The sequence below is a fragment of the Glutamicibacter endophyticus genome, assembly GCF_048457885.1.
Lineage (GTDB): Bacteria > Actinomycetota > Actinomycetes > Actinomycetales > Micrococcaceae > Glutamicibacter > Glutamicibacter endophyticus.
Genome location: NZ_CP174200.1, coordinates 1,973,972 through 1,991,488, shown reverse-complemented (window position 1 = coordinate 1,991,488; position 17,517 = coordinate 1,973,972). Strand labels below are relative to the sequence as shown.

General features: G+C 63.4%; 13 protein-coding genes. 9 read left to right on the top strand and 4 right to left on the bottom strand.

The features are described 5' to 3' along the window. Nucleotides 1–5: 5 nt before the first annotated feature. On the bottom strand, nt 6–2,159 hold the full coding sequence (helR, locus tag ACJD00_RS09290; protein WP_418906779.1) for an RNA polymerase recycling motor ATPase HelR: 2,154 nt from the start codon (nt 2,157–2,159) through the stop codon (nt 6–8). A gap of 433 nt (nt 2,160–2,592) precedes the next feature. Between helR and ileS the strand changes: the two genes are divergently transcribed. From ileS to ACJD00_RS09265, 5 genes are all read left to right on the top strand, one after another. Next, entirely contained in the window at nt 2,593–5,853 is a 3,261-nt protein-coding gene (gene ileS / locus ACJD00_RS09285; RefSeq protein WP_418906778.1) for an isoleucine--tRNA ligase, read from the top strand. After that, entirely contained in the window at nt 5,850–7,205 is a 1,356-nt protein-coding gene (locus ACJD00_RS09280; protein ID WP_418906777.1) for a bifunctional folylpolyglutamate synthase/dihydrofolate synthase, read from the top strand. The genes ileS and ACJD00_RS09280 overlap by 4 nt, the downstream gene beginning before the upstream one ends. Continuing rightward, on the top strand, nt 7,205–7,639 hold the full coding sequence (locus tag ACJD00_RS09275) for a DUF4233 domain-containing protein (RefSeq protein ID WP_309406880.1): 435 nt from the start codon (nt 7,205–7,207) through the stop codon (nt 7,637–7,639). The genes ACJD00_RS09280 and ACJD00_RS09275 overlap by 1 nt, the downstream gene beginning before the upstream one ends. Nucleotides 7,640–7,675: 36 nt before the next feature. Beyond that, on the top strand, nt 7,676–8,092 hold the full coding sequence (gene ndk, locus ACJD00_RS09270) for a nucleoside-diphosphate kinase (RefSeq protein WP_309406881.1): 417 nt from the start codon (nt 7,676–7,678) through the stop codon (nt 8,090–8,092). A gap of 225 nt (nt 8,093–8,317) precedes the next feature. Continuing rightward, the gene (locus ACJD00_RS09265; protein WP_418906776.1) at nt 8,318–8,692 is read left to right on the top strand and encodes a VOC family protein; all 375 of its coding nucleotides are present in this window, start codon (nt 8,318–8,320) and stop codon (nt 8,690–8,692) included. Between the two features lie 79 nt (nt 8,693–8,771). On the opposite strand, the gene ACJD00_RS09260 is transcribed toward ACJD00_RS09265, so the two are convergent. From ACJD00_RS09260 to ACJD00_RS09250, 3 genes are all read right to left on the bottom strand, one after another. Next, nucleotides 8,772–10,058, bottom strand: coding sequence for an AI-2E family transporter (locus ACJD00_RS09260; RefSeq protein WP_418906775.1), 1,287 nt, complete (start codon nt 10,056–10,058; stop codon nt 8,772–8,774). A gap of 96 nt (nt 10,059–10,154) precedes the next feature. Next, a complete protein-coding gene (locus ACJD00_RS09255; protein ID WP_418906774.1) occupies nt 10,155–10,748 on the bottom strand; it encodes a GNAT family N-acetyltransferase in 594 nt (197 codons plus the stop codon). A 203-nt stretch (nt 10,749–10,951) separates the two neighbouring features. Then, nucleotides 10,952–11,569 carry a vitamin K epoxide reductase family protein gene (locus ACJD00_RS09250; RefSeq protein WP_418906773.1) on the bottom strand — a complete coding sequence of 206 codons (618 nt, stop codon included), beginning with the start codon at nt 11,567–11,569 and terminating at the stop codon, nt 10,952–10,954. 481 nt (nt 11,570–12,050) lie between these two features. Between ACJD00_RS09250 and ACJD00_RS09245 the strand changes: the two genes are divergently transcribed. The 4 genes from ACJD00_RS09245 (at nt 12,051) to obgE (ending at nt 17,516) form a co-directional block, all read left to right on the top strand. Next, nucleotides 12,051–14,978 carry an Rne/Rng family ribonuclease gene (locus ACJD00_RS09245; RefSeq protein WP_418906772.1) on the top strand — a complete coding sequence of 976 codons (2,928 nt, stop codon included), beginning with the start codon at nt 12,051–12,053 and terminating at the stop codon, nt 14,976–14,978. A gap of 224 nt (nt 14,979–15,202) precedes the next feature. Beyond that, the gene (rplU, locus tag ACJD00_RS09240) at nt 15,203–15,511 is read left to right on the top strand and encodes a 50S ribosomal protein L21 (RefSeq protein ID WP_309410435.1); all 309 of its coding nucleotides are present in this window, start codon (nt 15,203–15,205) and stop codon (nt 15,509–15,511) included. A 51-nt stretch (nt 15,512–15,562) separates the two neighbouring features. Then, nucleotides 15,563–15,817 carry a 50S ribosomal protein L27 gene (rpmA, locus tag ACJD00_RS09235; protein ID WP_309406901.1) on the top strand — a complete coding sequence of 85 codons (255 nt, stop codon included), beginning with the start codon at nt 15,563–15,565 and terminating at the stop codon, nt 15,815–15,817. A 127-nt stretch (nt 15,818–15,944) separates the two neighbouring features. Then, nucleotides 15,945–17,516: a GTPase ObgE gene (obgE, locus tag ACJD00_RS09230; RefSeq protein WP_418906771.1), complete on the top strand. Its 1,572-nt coding sequence runs from the start codon at nt 15,945–15,947 to the stop codon at nt 17,514–17,516. Nucleotide 17,517 lies beyond the last annotated feature (1 nt).

Below are 17,517 nucleotides of genomic sequence, written 5' to 3'. Positions count from 1 at the left end.
GCCTACTAAAACACCTCGCCCTGCCGATCGGTAAGGATCACCAGCTGGCTGGTCGCACGTGTCATCGCCACATAGCGGCGCACCGCACCTGCCACCCCGGCGCCATATTCCTCGGGCCGCCAAAGAATCACCAGGTCGAACTCCAGGCCCTTGGCCCCTTCGGGCGTCACCACGCGCACGCGCGGGTTGAGCGGCACCGAGGCGTCGCCGATCACTGCCACCACACCCTCGGCGTGTTCGGATAGCCACAGTTCCAGAACCGTGCCCAGCTCTGCCGGCCGCCCGTAGTGCACCGGGGCGCCATCGGTGCGCAGCGAGACCGGGATGCTTGCATCGGGCAGTTCGCGACGAATGACCGGGGCGGCGGTGGCCATCACTTGCGCGGTGGAGCGGTAGTTGACGGTTAGCTCCGCCACCTTGACCCGCGACAGACCCAACCGAGCAAGGCGCTGAGGCCATGATTCAGTGAAACCGGCGATAGCCTGGGCGCGGTCGCCAACAACGGTCAAGCTCCCCGAGGGGCACCGGCGTAGCACCATGGCCCACTGTGCATCGCTCAGGTCCTGGGCCTCGTCGATCACCACATGCGCAAAGGGCCCCTCTAGCGGGTCGCCCGTAGCCGCCGGTTCACTGCGTGCGGCGAGCAGTTGCTCCTGCAGATCCTCGTGGATGAGCTGCGAGGCGAGATCCTCCCGATCATCCGCTGCCTCGAGGAGCTCCTCAATCGTTCGCCGCAGCACCGATTGCGCCCCGGCCACCTGGCGCGTTCTGCGCCGCTGAACCTCCTCGGCGTGCGGGTCCCCGGTCAGCCAGCGCGCGGCATCGAGCAGCGGGAGATCCGAGGCGGACCACCCGGAGGCTGCCGCCGTGGTGCGCAGCCGTTGACGCTGTGTGGCTGAAAGCTCCGGAACGCAGTAATGCAACAGTTTCTCGGTGGTGTAGAGGGCGTGGACCAAACGCTGCGGGTCCAGAACCGGCCAGTAGTCATCGAGATGTTCCGCCAGCCGAGTATTGGCGCGTAGCGCCCGCCGCACCGAGGGCTCGGCAGCCTCGGATGCAGGTAGCTGCCGCAACAGAATCTCGAGCAAATTCTCGCGCAGTTCGACTCGCGCCTCGTTATGCGGCACATGTGGGGTGAGCCCCGCGATGGCGTCGCTGAACTGGGCGGGAGTAATCCGGAGTTCACCACAGTCGGTGGGTACGGACAAATCCGCGGCCGGTGGCTGCTGGAACACCGACACCGCCCGCTGCACGCCCTGAACCATGGCCCAGGAGCCTTTCAGCCGCGCGACCTCCCGATCGGCCTCCACCTCGGTGCCCGACACCGGAACCAGCTGCGCCAAGGTCGCCACCTGCACCTCATGCTCGCCAAGGTTGGGCAGAACATCTGCAACATAGGCGCTGTAGGCATCGTGCGGGCTGACCACCAGCACCCGACCGCCGCGAGCGTGTATCCTCGCGTCGGCGTGCAGCAAATAGGCCGCTCGGTGTAGGGCCACCACGGTCTTGCCGGTGCCGGGCCCGCCCTCCACGACCAGCGCCCCCTCGGCCGAACTGCGGATCACGGCGTCCTGATCCGCCTGCAAGGTGGCCAACACATCATGCATCTTTCCGGTGCGCCGGGACCCCAGCGAGGCGATCAGCGCCGACTGCGGATCCGCGGCCGGGCTTTCGGGAACCAGCGCGGGATCGAAGATCTCATCGACGAACTGGGTGACGCGTTGCCCGCGCCAGATGTAGCGACGCCGCATCGCCAAGCCCGACGGGTTGGCGTAGGTCGCGGCGAAGAACGCCGTGGCGGCCGGTGTGCGCCAGTCAAGCAACAGGTGTTCTCCCTGCTCGTCGCGCAACCCCATGCGTCCGATGTAGATGCGCTCGCCGGTAGTGGTGAGCATGAAACCCAGGCAGGCGTGGGCGCCCATGCGATCGAGCCGCTGTAGCTTCCGGCCGAGCTCGTCGATGTGGACATCGCGCTCCAGTGACTGTTGCAGGACACCGGCTGCATCACGTCCCCGGCGGATCAACAGTTCGGTGGTTTCGCGGCGTAGGGCCGCCACCCGGTCGGCGATGGCCTCCAAGCGTTGTTCGTCGGCGGCAACAGCCGAGAACTCGGTGTCCTTCACGTGAATGAATCCGGTGGTGCGAGGTTCGGTAGGCACGGTGAAAACTCCCAAAATATGCGCGGGTGAGCGAAGGCAGAGATCGATTATGCGCCCTACCCGGGGCCTTGCGGCAAGGCCCCCACGACGCGGTATTCTGAAAATGCAAGGAAGGTAGGGTAGCGGTCACGGTAGGTGATCCGCGGTCTTTGGTGTGATGCTGAACTCAGCGGCCACGACGGGGATGCACAGGAATTTTCAGCCCGAGCCCAACGCGCTAGACTAGAAGCACCATGACGTAGATCCGGCCATCACCGGGGAGTCCTTGGAAGAACGGTCGCTCAGGCCTAGTAGAACCAAGCGGGTCCAGCCCGTTACAGCTGAAGAGAAGCGGTTTCCCGGTCACGGGAAGCAAGCGGGGTGGTACCGCGGCGTTCACGTCGTCCTCGTGGCAGGAATTTTCGACCCTACGCCATGAAGGACGGCCCATTCGATGAGCTTCTACCCGAAGGTCACAACAGACCCCTCCGGTTCGACCCCGGCCTCGCCGCGTTTCCCCGAAATTGAGAAGCGCGTCCTCGAATACTGGAAGCAGGATGACACCTTCCAGGCCTCCATTGACCAGCGCGAGGGCGAAGAATTCGTCTTCTACGATGGCCCTCCCTTTGCCAACGGTCTGCCGCACTACGGCCACCTGCTGACCGGCTACGTCAAGGACCTCGTCGCCCGTTACCAGACCCAGCGCGGTAAGCGCGTGGAGCGCCGCTTCGGCTGGGACACCCACGGTCTGCCGGCCGAGCTGGAAGCCATGAAGCAGCTGGGCATGAACGACAAGGCCCACATCCTTGAGATGGGCATCGACAAATTCAACGACGCCTGTCGCACCTCGGTGATGAAGTACGCCGACGAGTGGCAGGAGTATGTCACCCGCCAGGCACGCTGGGTGGACTTCGAGAACGACTACAAGACCCTGAACGTCGAGTACATGGAGTCGGTGATCTGGGCGTTCAAGCAGCTGAGCGACAAGGGCCTGACCTACCAGGGCTTCCGCGTGCTTCCGTACTGCTGGAAGGACGAGACCCCGCTGTCGAACCATGAGCTGCGCATGGACGACGACGTGTACAAGAACCGTCAGGATCAGACCGTCACCGTGGGCTTCGCCATCCGCGCCACCGAGCACCCGCTCGCCGCCGTACTGGCCGGCGTCAAGGCCCTGGCCTGGACGACCACCCCGTGGACGCTGCCGACCAACGCGGCACTGGCCGTGCACCCAGAGGTCAGCTACGTGGTGGTGCCCGCCGGCGAGCAGGGCGTGAAGGCTTCGGCCGCCACCGGACCGTTCCTGCTGGCCGAAGACCTGCTCGGTTCCTATGCGAAGGACCTGGGCTACGCCGACGCCAGCCAGGCCGCGGCCGCCATCAGCGCCCGGTACACCGGCGCCCAGCTGGCCGGGCTGCGCTACGAGCCCTTGTGGGACACCTACACCGACACCGAAAAGTACGAGACCGCCAACGCCTGGCAGATCGTCGTGGCCGACTACGTCACCACCACCGACGGCACCGGCCTGGTGCACCAGGCCCCGGCCTATGGTGAAGATGACCAGAAGGTCTGTGAGGAACACGGAATCCCGGTGATCCTCTCCGTGGACGAGGGCGCCAAGTTCCTGCCGGTCTTCGCCGACGGGCCGCTGCACGACATCGTGGGCGTGCAGGTTTTCGAGGCGAATAAGACCATCACCAACGTGCTCAAGGAGCAGGGTGCACTGGTTAAGCAGGCCTCCTATGAGCACTCCTACCCGCACTGCTGGCGTTGCCGCACCCCACTGATCTACCGGGCGATCTCCTCCTGGTACGTGGAGGTCACCAAGCTCAAGGACCGGATGCTCGAGCTCAACGAGCAGATCAACTGGATCCCCGAGAACGTCAAGCACGGCCAGTTCGGTAAGTGGCTGGAAAACGCCCGCGACTGGTCGATCAGCCGCAACCGCTACTGGGGTTCGCCGATCCCGGTGTGGGAATGCGACGGCGTGGAATGCGAACACCGCGAAGTCTTCGGTTCGCTGGCCGAACTGCAGGAGTTCTTCGGCCGGTTGCCGGTAAACCACGCCGGCGAACCGGATCTGCACCGCCCGTTCATCGACGAGCTCACCCTCGCCCACGCCGGCTGCGCCGCCGGGGGCACGCTGCGCCGTGTCGAGGACGTGCTCGATGTGTGGTTCGACTCCGGTTCGATGCCCTACGCCCAGGTGCACTACCCGTTTGAGAACCGCGAATGGTTCGACTCCGGCCACCACCCGGCCGACTTCATCGTCGAATACATCGGGCAGACCCGCGGCTGGTTCTACACCCTGCACATCCTGTCCACCGCGCTCTTCGACCGCCCGGCCTACACCAACGTGATCTCGCACGGCATCGTGCTGGGCTCCGACGGGCAGAAGATGAGCAAGTCGTTGCAGAACTACCCGGATGTCACCGAGGTACTCGACCGCGACGGCGCCGACGCGATGCGCTGGTTCCTCATGGCCAGCCCGATCCTGCGTGGCGGCAACCTGATCGTCACCGAACAGGGCATCCGCGAGGGCGTGCGCCAGGTACTGCTACCGCTGTGGAACGTCTGGCACTTCTTCAACCTCTACACCAACGCCGCCAACTCCGGGGCCGGTTACGAGGCGAAGGAGTCCTACGACTCCAGCGACCCGTTGGACCAGTACATGCTGGCCGCCACCGGCAAGCTGGTCACCGAGGTGCAGCAGGCGCTGGACGCCTACGAGGTTTCCGACGCCACCGAGGCGGTGCGCCGCTACATGGACACGCTGACCAACTGGTACGTGCGTCGCTCGCGTCAGCGTTTCTTCGACGAGGACACCGAGGCCTTCGACACCCTGTACACCGCGCTGTTGACCTTGGTGAAGGTGGCGGCCTCCCTGCTGCCGCTGGCCACCGAGGAGATCTACCGCGGGCTGACCGGTCTGCGCTCGGTACACCTGGCCGACTGGCCCGACGCCACGCTCTTCCCGAGCAGCCCCGAACTGCTCGAGGCCATGGATACCACGCGCCGGATCTGCTCGGTCGCATCCTCCCTGCGCAAGGCCAAGAACCTGCGCGTGCGCCTGCCCCTGGCCGAGCTGAAGGTCGTCCTTAGCGACGCCGAGCGGCTGAGCGGTACCTACGCCTCGATCATCGCCGACGAGCTGAACCTGAAGAAGGTCACGCTCATCGAGGCCGCCGGGGTGGACACCGCCAGCTACGGCATCAGCCAGCAGCTGGTGGTCAACGCCCGCGCCGCCGGCCCGCGTCTGGGCAAGAACGTGCAGCAGGCCATTAAGGGCGCCAAGTCCGGTGACTGGTCGGTGACCGGCGGGGTAGTGACCGCTGGCGGTCTGGAACTGATCGAGGGGGAGTACACCCTCGACACCGTGGTGGACGAGTCTGCCGCCGGTCAGGTGGCGGCCGCCGTCATCGACGGTGGCTTCCTGGTACTGGACACCGAGGTCACCGCCGAGCTGGTCGCCGAAGGCACCGCTCGCGATATGATCCGCGCCATCCAGTCCGCCCGCAAGGACGCCGATCTGCAGGTTTCGGACCGCATCCGCACCCTGGTGCGGGCCAGCGCGCAGACCGTCGCCGCCGTGGAAGCCAACCGGGAGCTTGTCGCCGGGGAAACACTCAGCGCCGAACTGGTGCTCGAGGCCGATGACAGCGTCGGCGAACCGATGATCAGCGTGGCCGTACTAGCCGCCGAGGAGTTGGCATGAGTCAGGTCGAGCGCGTCTACGCGCAGCTACTAGCGCGGGCGCCAGAAAACAAGATGGAACCGCGCATGGCGCCGATGTTCCGTGCCATGGAAGTACTCGGCGAGCCGAATAAGGCCTGCCCGGTCATTCACATCACCGGGACCAACGGCAAGACCTCCACGGCACGGATGATCGAATCGCTGTTGCGCGCCCACGATCTGCGCACCGGGCGTTATTCCTCGCCGCATCTGGTGTCGGTTACCGAGCGGATCAGCCTCGACGGTGAACCGGTCGATGACGAAACCTTCGTGCGCATCTGGGATGAGATCGCACCGTATCTGGACATCGTCGATGCCGAACTGCGTGAGCGCGGCGAGAACGCGCTGACCTACTTCGAGGCCGTGACCATTTTGGCGTTCGCGATCTTCGCCGACGCGCCGGTGGATGTGTTGGTCCTCGAAGTTGGCCTCGGCGGGATCACCGACGCCACCAACGTGGCCAACGGACAGGTTTCGGTGATCACCCCGATCTCGCTGGATCATACGGATCTGCTGGGGGACACCCCGGCGCTGATCGCCGAAGAAAAGGTGGGGATTCTCAAGCCCGAGGGGTACCTCATCTCCGCGGTACAGCCCATGGATGCCGCCGAGGTGCTCATGGACAAGGTCCGCGAACTCCAGGTGCCGGTGGCCTTTGAAAGCCTGGACTACAAGGTGCTCGACCGCACCATGGCCGTGGGTGGGCAGCTGTTGGAAATCCAGGGGCAGGCCGCACGCTACGACGAGATCTTCCTGCCGTTGTATGGTGCCCATCAGGCACAGAACGCCGCGGTCGCCTTGGCCGCGGTGGAGGCCTTCCTCGGCGGCGGGCAGCGGGAACTGAACGTGGATCTGGTGCGCGATGGTTTCGCGCAGGTCACGAGCCCGGGACGACTGGAAATTGCGCGTACCGCACCGACGATTCTGCTCGATGCCGGGCACAACCCCGATGGGGTGCGGGTCTCGGCCGAAGCGGTGCGCGAATCCTTCGGCTTCTCCAAGCTTGTGCTGATGCTCGGGATCCTGCGCGAAAAGGACGCCGAGGCGATCCTTTACACGCTGCGTGAGGAGTACGGCGACCTCGTCGAAGACCTGTGCTTGACCCAGTCGTCCTCGCCGCGCGCCATCCCCGCCGGGGAGCTGGCGAGCCTGGCCGTGGATGCCGGGTGGCCCGAGGAAGATCTGCATGTGACCGAGAACCTCGAAGATGCCGTGGAATGGTGCGTGGGGCGCGCCGAGTCCGAGGGCGACCTAGCCGGCGGCGTGTTGGTCACCGGCTCGATCACGCTGGTCGGTGAGATTTCCTTGCTGCTGAAACGAGAGGGTGGTCAGTAGTGGCACGCTTGACGAAGGCACAACGTGAATGGCGCCCGGGCATGCCCAAAAAGCAGCGCTCGACCAAGGTGATGTTCGCTTCCACCGTACTGAGCCTCGAGGCGCTGCTGGCGCTGTTCGTCACCTTGGCCGCCTTTGGGCTGAAACGTGCCGAACCGCAGATCATTTTGCCGCTCGGTGCCCTGCTGATCGTCCTGTGCATCGGCACTTGCGCCTTCCTGCGCAAGCCGTGGGGCTACTACCTGGGCTGGGCCATCCAGCTGGTGTTCATCCTCTCGGGCTTCTTGCTGGTGGACATGTTCTACGTCGGCGTGGCCTTCGCCCTGTGCTGGTGGTATGCGCTGACCAAGGGCGGCGCGATCGACGTGGAGAACGCCCGACGCGCCCAAGAACAGGCCGAATGGGAGCGACAGAATCCGCCGGTAGAATCTTAAGCGAACTCACGACTTACTGCACGAAGAGGAATATACATGTCGGAACGTACTTTGATCCTGGTCAAGCCCGATGGCGTGCGCCGCGGCCTGACCGGGCAGATCCTTGCTCGCATCGAGGCAAAGGGCTACACCATTGCCGAGCTGAAGCAGGTTAACGCCACCGAGGAGATCCTCGCCGCCCACTATGCGGAGCACGAGGGCAAGCCCTTCTACCAGCCGCTGGTGGAGTTCATGCTCTCCGGCCCGGTCGTGGCGATCGTCGCCGAAGGCCACGGGGTAATCCCCGGGTTCCGTTCCTTGGCCGGTGCCACCGATCCCACCACCGCCGCTCCGGGCACCATCCGCGGCGACTTCGGTCGTGACTGGGGGCTGAAGGTTCAGCAGAATCTCGTCCACGGTTCGGACTCGGTTGAATCCGCCGAACGTGAGATTGCGATCTGGTTCGGCCAGTAAAACGCTGTGTCAAAGCCCGAGCGTTTCCCCTAACGGGGGAGCGGGTCGGGCTTTTTCATATGTGGTTGACGAGAATCCTGTCGGTGCCTAGGCTCAGGATCGTGATGACCGGATCCGCCGCACCGCGGCACACAGAGACGGGCCAGCCGGCCAACGGTTGAGCCGCGCGCCGCCTTCGCATGGTGCATGTACCGAAGAACCATGACCATCAAGCGAAGGAGAATTTTGACCGCAACGTTTAACCACATGATCATTCCCAGCAAGGATGCGCAGCTCAGTGCCCGCTTCTACGTTGAACTGCTGGAAGCCGAGATGGCCCCGTCCTGGGGCGTCTTTCACAACATCACGCTGCCCGACGGGGTGCTGCTGCAATTCGCTGCCCCACCGATCGAGTTTGTCCCTTGGCACTTCGCGTTCCTGGTCGATGAAGAGCATTTCGACCGGGCGTATGCCCTGATCCAGTCGCGTGCCCTAGAGCACTGGGCCGACCCCCAACGCACCCGCGCCGGGCAGATCAACACCGAACACGGTGGACGTGGTGTTTACCTGCTCGACCCGGCCGGACACTACCTAGAGCTGATTACCAGGCCGTACATCTAAGACGCCGCCAGAAACAGCTGGTGCCGCGTTCCGCTACTGCGGAACGCGGCACCAGCTGGCTCACAAGCTCAGGTTCGGATCAGCCTTCGTCCTTGGGCGTCACCTGGTCGGCGGCTTCGGACTCCTCGACCCCCGGGGTGGCCTCGGCGGTCTCTGTGGACACAACTTCGGCGGTTGCAACGTCGTGGGTTGTACGGTTCAGCGCCGCGGCGAGCTGTTCATCGCGGCCGGTCCAAACCTTCACCACGGCCCAGCCAGCTGCGACCAGCGGAACGGCCAGGATTGCGCCGACGATGCCGGCCAGCACGGTACCGGCGGTCAGCGACATCAAAACCACCAGGGCGTGCAAGTTCAGTGCGTTGGCCATGACCACCGGCTGCAGGAAGTTGCCTTCCAGCTGATTCACGAGGATTACCGCAGCCAGCACAACCAGGGCAACGATCGGCCCATTGGTTACCAGGGCGATCAGCGTGGCCAGCACGCCGGCCACCGTGGCACCAACCATTGGGATGAACGAACCGAGGAAGACGATCACACCGAGCGGCAGGGCCAGCGGTACCTGCAGTACCAGCAGGGTTGCGGTAATACCGATGGCGTCGACGGCCGCCACCGTGGCGGTACCGCGGATGTAGCCACCGAAGGTGCCTAGGGCACGGTCACCGGAGACCACCCAGTGCTGGCGGTAGTGCTTCGGGGTCCACGAGATTGCGAACTGCCAGATCTTGTCGCCGTCCTTCAGGAAGAAGAACAGGATCACCAGGAAGAGGATGAGCCCGGTGACGAAGCTACCGGCGGCACTGAGCGTATTCAGTGCACCGGTACCGAACTGGGCGCTGGTCAAGAAGCCGGTGACCGTGGACAGTGCCTTGTCGATTTGTTCCTGCTCGATCAGGAACGGCATATCGCCCATGATGGATTGCACCATGTCGTTGAGCTGGTTAAAGCCTTCGACTGCCTTATCCACCAGTTTGGGCCACTCATTGATCACCGAGAAGACCAGGCCGGTACCGATGCCGCCGAGCACCAGCAGCGAGCCGAGGAATACCGTCCACGCGGCGATCATCGGTGAAACTACCTTGCGTAGCTTGCTGACCAATGGCCACAGGGCGCAGGAGAGAATGACGGCAATGAGGGTCGGGATCACGATCACGGTCAGGCGAAGCAGTCCGAGCACCAGAACAGCGCCTAGCGCGCCGACGATGAGGATCTGTACGCAACGGATACCCAGGCGCCCCAAGACGTCCGTCCATAGTCCCTGAACGCTGAACTCGGGGGTCTCGGCGACCACTTCGGCGGCCAACGCCGAGGCTTGTTCCTCGACTTTCCCAGCGGCGGCCGCAGATTTTTTCCTGCGCAAGAAGGCCATGGCTAGTCCTTATCGGTTGATGGTTCGATTACCCCAAGCCTATCCAGCACGCCGCAACTTCAAGCCCACCGAAAGGATGAATTTTGCCACGTGTCGCTAGCGAGAATCGGCGGCAAAATACTCATTGGCGAGCAGGCTGAGCAGTACTCGATCGTGGAACTGGCCGTCGTGGAAACCGGCCTGGCGTTGGCGTCCTTCCTCACGGAATCCGGCCCGCACAAAGGTGCGCAGTGCCCGCTCGTTATAACCCCACAGGCCCACGCCGATGCGGTTGAGCCCCATTTCGCGGAAGCCGAGATCAACGATCATTTTGGTGGCTAGGGTGCCATAGCCTTGACCGACGTTCGATCCGCCAATCATCAGCATGAGATCGGCACTGCGCGAGGGGGCGTTGTAGTTGTGCAGGGCGGTGAACCCGATCAGCGTGTCATCGGGCATGGTGATGCTCAGCCCGATGCCATTGGCCATGCCCTTGTTGACGCTCCAGGACTTAAAGAGTTCGGCGGCCTCGGAGACCGGGTGGGGGAGCACGATGGATCCCTGCAGGGCCATGAACTCCGGGCTATTCCACCACCCGGTGAGTATCGGCAGATCCTCGTCGTGCAACTCGCGCAGCCGAATCTCCTCGGAAATCAGCAGATTAATGCCATAGTGCTGCGCCGTCTCGGTATTCCATGTGTTGCTCGTCATACCCCTAATCTAGTCCTGCAAGCTGAGCACCGCCCGGTGCTACCGGTGCCGCACCAAGGTGTCGCGCACGTGTCCAGGCGCGAAAATTAGCGGTAGGGCGGCAGTAGGCCTGTTGCGACACGCCCGAGGTGAAGCGCACGAAAAAGCGCCGCGCAGAACCCAAGGATGGGTCCGCGCGGCGCCGAGTGTCGAGCCGAGAGGAATTAGCCGAAGAAGGCGTTCGGGAAGCGTAGGACCACCGAGGCTGCCACCAGAACCCAAAGGATTGCGGTGACGATCCAACTCCATTCGGTGAAGAACTTGCGCAGCCCAGCGCTCTTTCCAAACAGGCCGTGGACCGCATTGCGGGCCGTGGTGAACACGAACAGCGGAATGACCATCGCCCACACCACCATGCAGTACGGGCACAGTGCGTTAATCTCGTAGAGGGCCTGGGACCAGAGCCAGATGATGAAGACCAGCGCCGCGGTAATGCCGACCTGCATCCCGTACCAGAACCAGCGTCCGTAGTTCGCCCCGGAAAGCAGCCCCATGCCGATGGTGATCACGATGGCGAAACCCACGATGCCCAGCAGGGGATTGGGGAAGCCGAAGAGCGAGGCCTGCCAGGATTTCATGACGGTACCGCAGGAAACCCACGGGTTCAGATCGCAACTGGTGACATAGTCCGGGTTCTTAAAGAGTTCGAGCCGTTCGAGTACCAGGATGCCCGCGGCGATCCATGCGATGGCTCCGGTCACGATGGCGAAGAGTCCAAAACCACGTCCGGTGGCCCACCAGGGCAACACGCCCGGACCGTTTTGAATATTCGACTGTGTCAACTTTTTGCCCCTGTCTTGGAGGGTTTCGGTAATGGGCGAGGTCCGCCGCGAGATTTCGATGACGATTCTATGGGCGGATCCTGTGTGATCAATAAGTCTAAAAGGATCATGTCGCAAATAAATGTGAGATGATACTGATGGTTGTTCGCGGATCCACAGTCTGCTTTCAACCCAACGACAGACTTTTGAAGCAAGAGATTATCCGGCGATGGATCGCTTCGGTTGAGTGCCCAAGTATGTGCGCCTCCCGAGGGAATACCGCGGATCGTGAAGGTCGCAAAGGAAAGCGGCCGGTTTTCAATGGCTGAGTTGACCCGTGTAGCGGTGCTTCGGTCCGCAGCGCACGGACTGCGAACAGGCTTTGATGCCCGTTGGCTACCACTAATGGTTGGGCCCACGGCACACATGAACGCAAGTTCAGCTTCAGACCCCGTCTGTGGAGGCGGTCGGAGCGGAAACTTAAGAGGAGTACGCAAACTAAATGAGCGCATCGAAAAATCGAAAAGGCGCCGGGGCAGGTAATAGCAAGCGCGGTAATCGCTCACCGCGTGCCGGGCGCACCTCGGTCTCAGCACCGGTGGCTCGTCCCCTGCGACGGGCAATGACCCTGGCGGAACTCAATGCCGCCGCAGGCGTCGAAGAAAATCCTTACCGCTGGCGCGCCACGCGCCGCACCCAGGTAGCCACCCCGGACAGCAGCAAGCTCGCCAACCGGCAGGCCGAACGCCGCCGCAAATCCACCGAGGAAGCCGCGCCGGCCACCGAGCCGGTCACCGAGCAGGTAGCAGCACCGGGCGAGGAAACCACCGCCCGCGACCACGATCAGGTGGCCGCCGTGGCCGAGCAGGCCATCAAAGACGCCGAGGACCACACCGGCGCGCTGCTGGCCGAACACGGCAGCACCATGATTCTGAACCCCTTCGCGGTACCGCAGACCGCGATGAGCGTCGTACAGAACACGGTGGCCAAGAAGGCCAAGACCCGTGAAGACAAGGGCCGCGAGCAACAGCAAGAGCAGCACGACGATGAGGAAGTGACCTCACGTCGCCGCCGTCGCCGCCGTCGCGGTGAAGTGGATCTAGAACTTGAGGGTGGATCGCAGGATGATCCGCCGAACACCATCACCCGAGTGCGCGCTCCGCGCAGTTCGGCCGATTCGCACGCCGCCGTGGACAAGGTCGCCTCCGTGCGCGGTTCGACTCGCCTGGAAGCGAAGCGCCAGCGTCGCCGTGAATCGCGCGAAACCGGTCGTCGCCGTCAGGTGATTACCGAGGCCGAGTTCTTGGCGCGCCGCGAATCGGTGGAACGTCAAATGATCGTGCGCCAGCAGGAAGACCGCATTCAGATCGGCGTGCTGGAAGACGGCGTGCTGGCCGAGCACTTCGTGTCCAAGACCCAGCAGGATTCGCTGATTGGCAACGTCTACCTGGGCAAGGTGCAGAACGTGCTGCCCAGCATGGAAGCCGCCTTCGTGGACATTGGACGCGGCCGTAACGCCGTGCTGTACGCCGGCGAAGTCAACTGGGATGTGGCCGCCCTCGAGGGCCAGCCACGCCGTATCGAGAACGCGCTCAAGGCCGGCGACTCGGTGCTGGTGCAGGTCACCAAGGATCCGGTGGGTCACAAGGGTGCCCGACTGACCAGCCAGGTCTCGCTGCCCGGCCGTTACCTTGTGTACGTGCCCGGCGGTTCGATGACCGGCATTTCGCGCAAGCTACCGGACGTGGAACGCCAGCGACTGAAGAAGATCCTGAAGGATCACCTGCCGGAGAACGCCGGCGTGATCGTACGTACCGCCGCCGAAGGTGCCAGCGAGGAAGAGCTGACCAACGACATCAACCGACTGCGCGCGCAGTGGGAGGGTATCGAATCCCAGGCCGGGTCCACCAAGACCCTGGCCCCGGAACTGCTGTACTCCGAGCCAGACCTGACCATCAAGGTGGTCCGCGACGTCTTCAACGAGGACTTCACCAAGCTCATCGTTTCCGGTGAACAGGCCTGGGACACCATCGAGGCCTATGTCATGTACGTGGCCCCGGATCTGATGGGTCGCCTGCAGAAGTGGGAAGAGTCCGAGGACTTGTTCGCGCACTTCCGGTTGGACGAGCAGATCCACAAGGCCCTCGACCGCAAGGTCTTCCTGCCCTCGGGCGGTTCGCTGGTGATCGACCGTACCGAGGCGATGACCGTGATCGACGTGAACACCGGTAAGTTCACCGGCTCGGGTGGCAACCTCGAGGAAACGGTGACCAAGAACAACCTGGAGGCGGCCGAAGAGGTTGTCCGCCAGCTGCGCCTACGGGATATCGGCGGCATTATCGTGATCGACTTCATCGACATGGTCTTGGAGTCGAACCGCGACCTGGTGCTGCGCCGTCTGGTCGAGTGCTTGGGCCGTGACCGCACCAAGCATCAGGTGGCCGAGGTCACCAGCCTGGGTCTGGTGCAGATGACGCGTAAGCGCATGGGTACCGGTCTGCTGGAAGTCTTCGGGGAAAGCTGCGAAGCGTGCGCCGGCCGTGGTGTCATCACTCATGAGGAGCCCGTCGAACACCGCAAGGCGTTCAATTCGCACGGTGAGGCGCAGTCCGGCAAGAAGAACTCCGAGAAGGGCGGCCGCTCCGAGCGCCGTCGCCGTCGTGGGGCCGAGCGCGAGGAAACCAAGCAGGTTGAGACACAGCCGCATGTCGACGAGCACGACGAGAAGTCCGAGGCGGCGCGGCACGCATTGGCAAATATTGCCGCAGCCTCGCACCTGAACGAGCACGAGGACGAGAACGGCGTGAAGATCGATGGGGAAGTGGTGCCGGTCTCCGGTGCGTCCACCGATCAGACCGAGCCGGTCAAGGATGTCGACGGTGCGCTGCAGGCGCTGCAACAGGCGCTGCCCGGATCCGCAGACGAGTCGGCACCGAGCGAACGTAAGCCACGTCGCCGCTCGCGCAAGCGGGCTCGCGGGGGCGCCGAGCAGCAGGAAGAGGCGCCGCAGAGCCAGCCACAGAGCGCTGAGGAGCCCGAAAGCGCGCCGCAGGCCCAGAAGCCAGCCAAGCGCAGTCGCCGGGCCACCAGTGCCCCGGCCGCTAGCTCCACTGATCAGCCGGTGCTCACCGGTCTGGCCATGCCTGCCTCGCAGGCACCGGCCGCCCAGACCGAGAACCCCGCTCCGCAGGAGGCAGCCCCGGCTGCCCCCGCACAGAAAACTTCCACGACGACGCCAAAGCGTCGCAGCCGTCGGGCCACTTCGGTCCAGGGCGATGCGACTGCCGAGGTTGTCGTGGCTGAGGTGTCCTCCGCTACCGGTTCGGTAGTTCAGATGGACGCCACCAGTAAGCGTGCCGACAAGCCCGCCGAACCGGCGAGCCAGCCGGTGATGTTCGGTGTGGGAGTGCCGGTACGCGAACTGAAATAGATGATCTCGGTCACGCTAGCCGTTGCGGGGCGGTTTGTATTTGCTACCGCACCGGCAACTAGCGTAATCTGGTTCATCGGTGCTAAACGCCAAGATCACGGATTTAAATCCGCTCGGCGTCAAGGCACAAGCGCATGAGAGCCCCGTGGAGACGCGGTATCGCAGCTCCGGGTTGATCTCTGCGCCGTAAGACAATGAAACGTCGAGTAGAAGTGAGTACCCACGTGGTGTACGCAATTGTCCGCGCTGGCGGCCACCAGGAGAAGGTTTCCGTAGGAGACCTCATCACCGTTGACCGTCTTCAGGCTGCCCCGGGCAGCTCCATCGAGCTTCCTGCCTTGCTGCTGGTTGATGGCGAGAAGGTTACCTCCGCCGCAGCCGATCTGGCCAAGGTTAAGGTCACCGCTGAGGTTGTAGAAAACCTTCGCGGTCCGAAGATCGTCATCCAGAAGTACAAGAACAAGACCGGTTACAAGAAGCGTCAGGGCTTCCGCTCTTCGCTGACCAAGGTCAAGGTCACCTCGATCGCCTAATTCGGGCGTTCGTAATATCCGTCAAATTTGTAGCGAAAGAGGCTCAATAGCATGGCACATAAGAAAGGTGCGAGTTCCACTCGCAACGGTCGTGATTCCAACGCACAGTACCTGGGCGTAAAGCGCTTCGGTGGCCAGGAAGTCAAGGCAGGCGAAATCATCGTTCGCCAGCGTGGCACCCACTTCCACCCGGGCGCCGGCGTCGGCCGCGGTAAGGACGACACCCTGTTCGCCCTCGCTGCCGGTGCAGTCGAGTTCGGCACCCGTCGTGGTCGCCGCGTTGTGAACATTGTGGAAGCCGCCTAATTCAGGCACAGGCAAACACGTAACACTTGAAGGGGTGGGCCGAGTATTCGGCCCGCCCCTTCAGTGCATTTATCAGTAGACTTGGTGCGAGAGCATTCGCAGGTCAGTCCAAGGAGAAGAGGGCCCCGTGGCCGCATTCGTAGATCGCGTAACTTTGCATGTCACCGCCGGTAATGGCGGACATGGCTGTGTATCGGTGCATCGTGAAAAATTTAAGCCACTCGGTGGCCCAGACGGTGGTACCGGCGGTAACGGTGGTGACGTGATCCTCAAGGTCGACCCACAGGTCACCACCCTGCTGGACTTCCACCACCTGCCGCACCGCAAGGCCGGCAACGGCGAGCCGGGCAAGGGCGGTTTGCGCCCCGGTAAGCAGGGTGAGGATCTGGTCCTCGGCGTGCCGATCGGCACCGTGGTCAAGAACCGCGAAGGCGAAATCCTGGCCGATATGGTGACCGTGGGCCAAGAATTCCTCGCTGCCGAAGGCGGTCAGGGTGGCCTGGGTAACGCCTCGCTGGCCTCGGATAAGCGCAAGGCACCGGGCTTCGCCTTGCTGGGTATTCCCGGACGCAGCCGCGACATTGTGCTCGAGCTCAAGACCGTGGCCGATGTGGCGCTGGTCGGCTTCCCATCGGCAGGTAAGTCCTCGTTGATCGCCGCGCTGTCCGCGGCACGCCCGAAGATTGCCGACTACCCGTTCACCACCCTCGTGCCGAACCTGGGTGTGGTGCAGGCCGGCGAGGTGCGCTTCACCGTCGCCGACGTCCCGGGCCTGATCCCCGGCGCCTCTGAAGGTAAGGGGCTTGGCCACGAGTTCCTGCGGCACGTTGAGCGTTGCGCAGCGATCGTGCACGTTCTGGACTGTGGCACCCTCGAAGCGGACCGTGATCCGCTGAGCGATCTTGAGGTGATCGAGCAGGAGCTGGCCGCCTATTCGGCCGATTCGACCTTCCACGGTAGCGATGGCAATGTGATCCCGCTCGTGGATCGTCCGAAGCTCGTGGCGCTTAACAAAGTTGACATGCCCGATGGCGCTGACATGGCCGAGTTCATGCGCCCAGAGCTCGAAAAGCGCGGATATCGCGTGTTCGAGATCTCAGCCCTTTCTCGTAATGGATTGCGGGAATTGTCCTTCGCCATGGCTGAATTAGTTGAACAAGCACGTGCGCAGCGTGAAGAAGCGGTGCAGGTCGTCACTCCTGAGGTGATTCGACCACGCTCGGTGAATAAGGCAGAATTTACTATTCGCCGTGAAGAGCAGAACCTCGAGCCGCTGTGGCGCGTCATCGGCGCGAAGCCGGAACGCTGGATTCAGCAGACCGACTTCCGTAACGATGAAGCCGTGGGTTACCTAGCCGACCGCCTCGCGAAGCTGGGTATCGAAGACCAGCTGTTCAAGGCTGGTGCGCGACCCGGCGATGCAGTGGTCATTGGTGCCGAAGATGATGCAGTGGTCTTTGATTGGGAACCGACCATGGTTGCCGGCGCCGAGCTACTCGGCTCACGCCGTGGCGAAGATGTTCGACTCGAAGACCGTTCGCGGCCAACCCGCGACCAGAAGCGCGCCGAATATCAGGAACGCCGAGAGGCGAAGGCCGCAGCGCGCGAAGAGCTGGAAGCCGAGCGTAAGGCCGGCATCTGGACCGAGTCTGTGAACGCCAAAGCGCGTGCACGTGCGAGGGACAACGAAAGCAAATAGG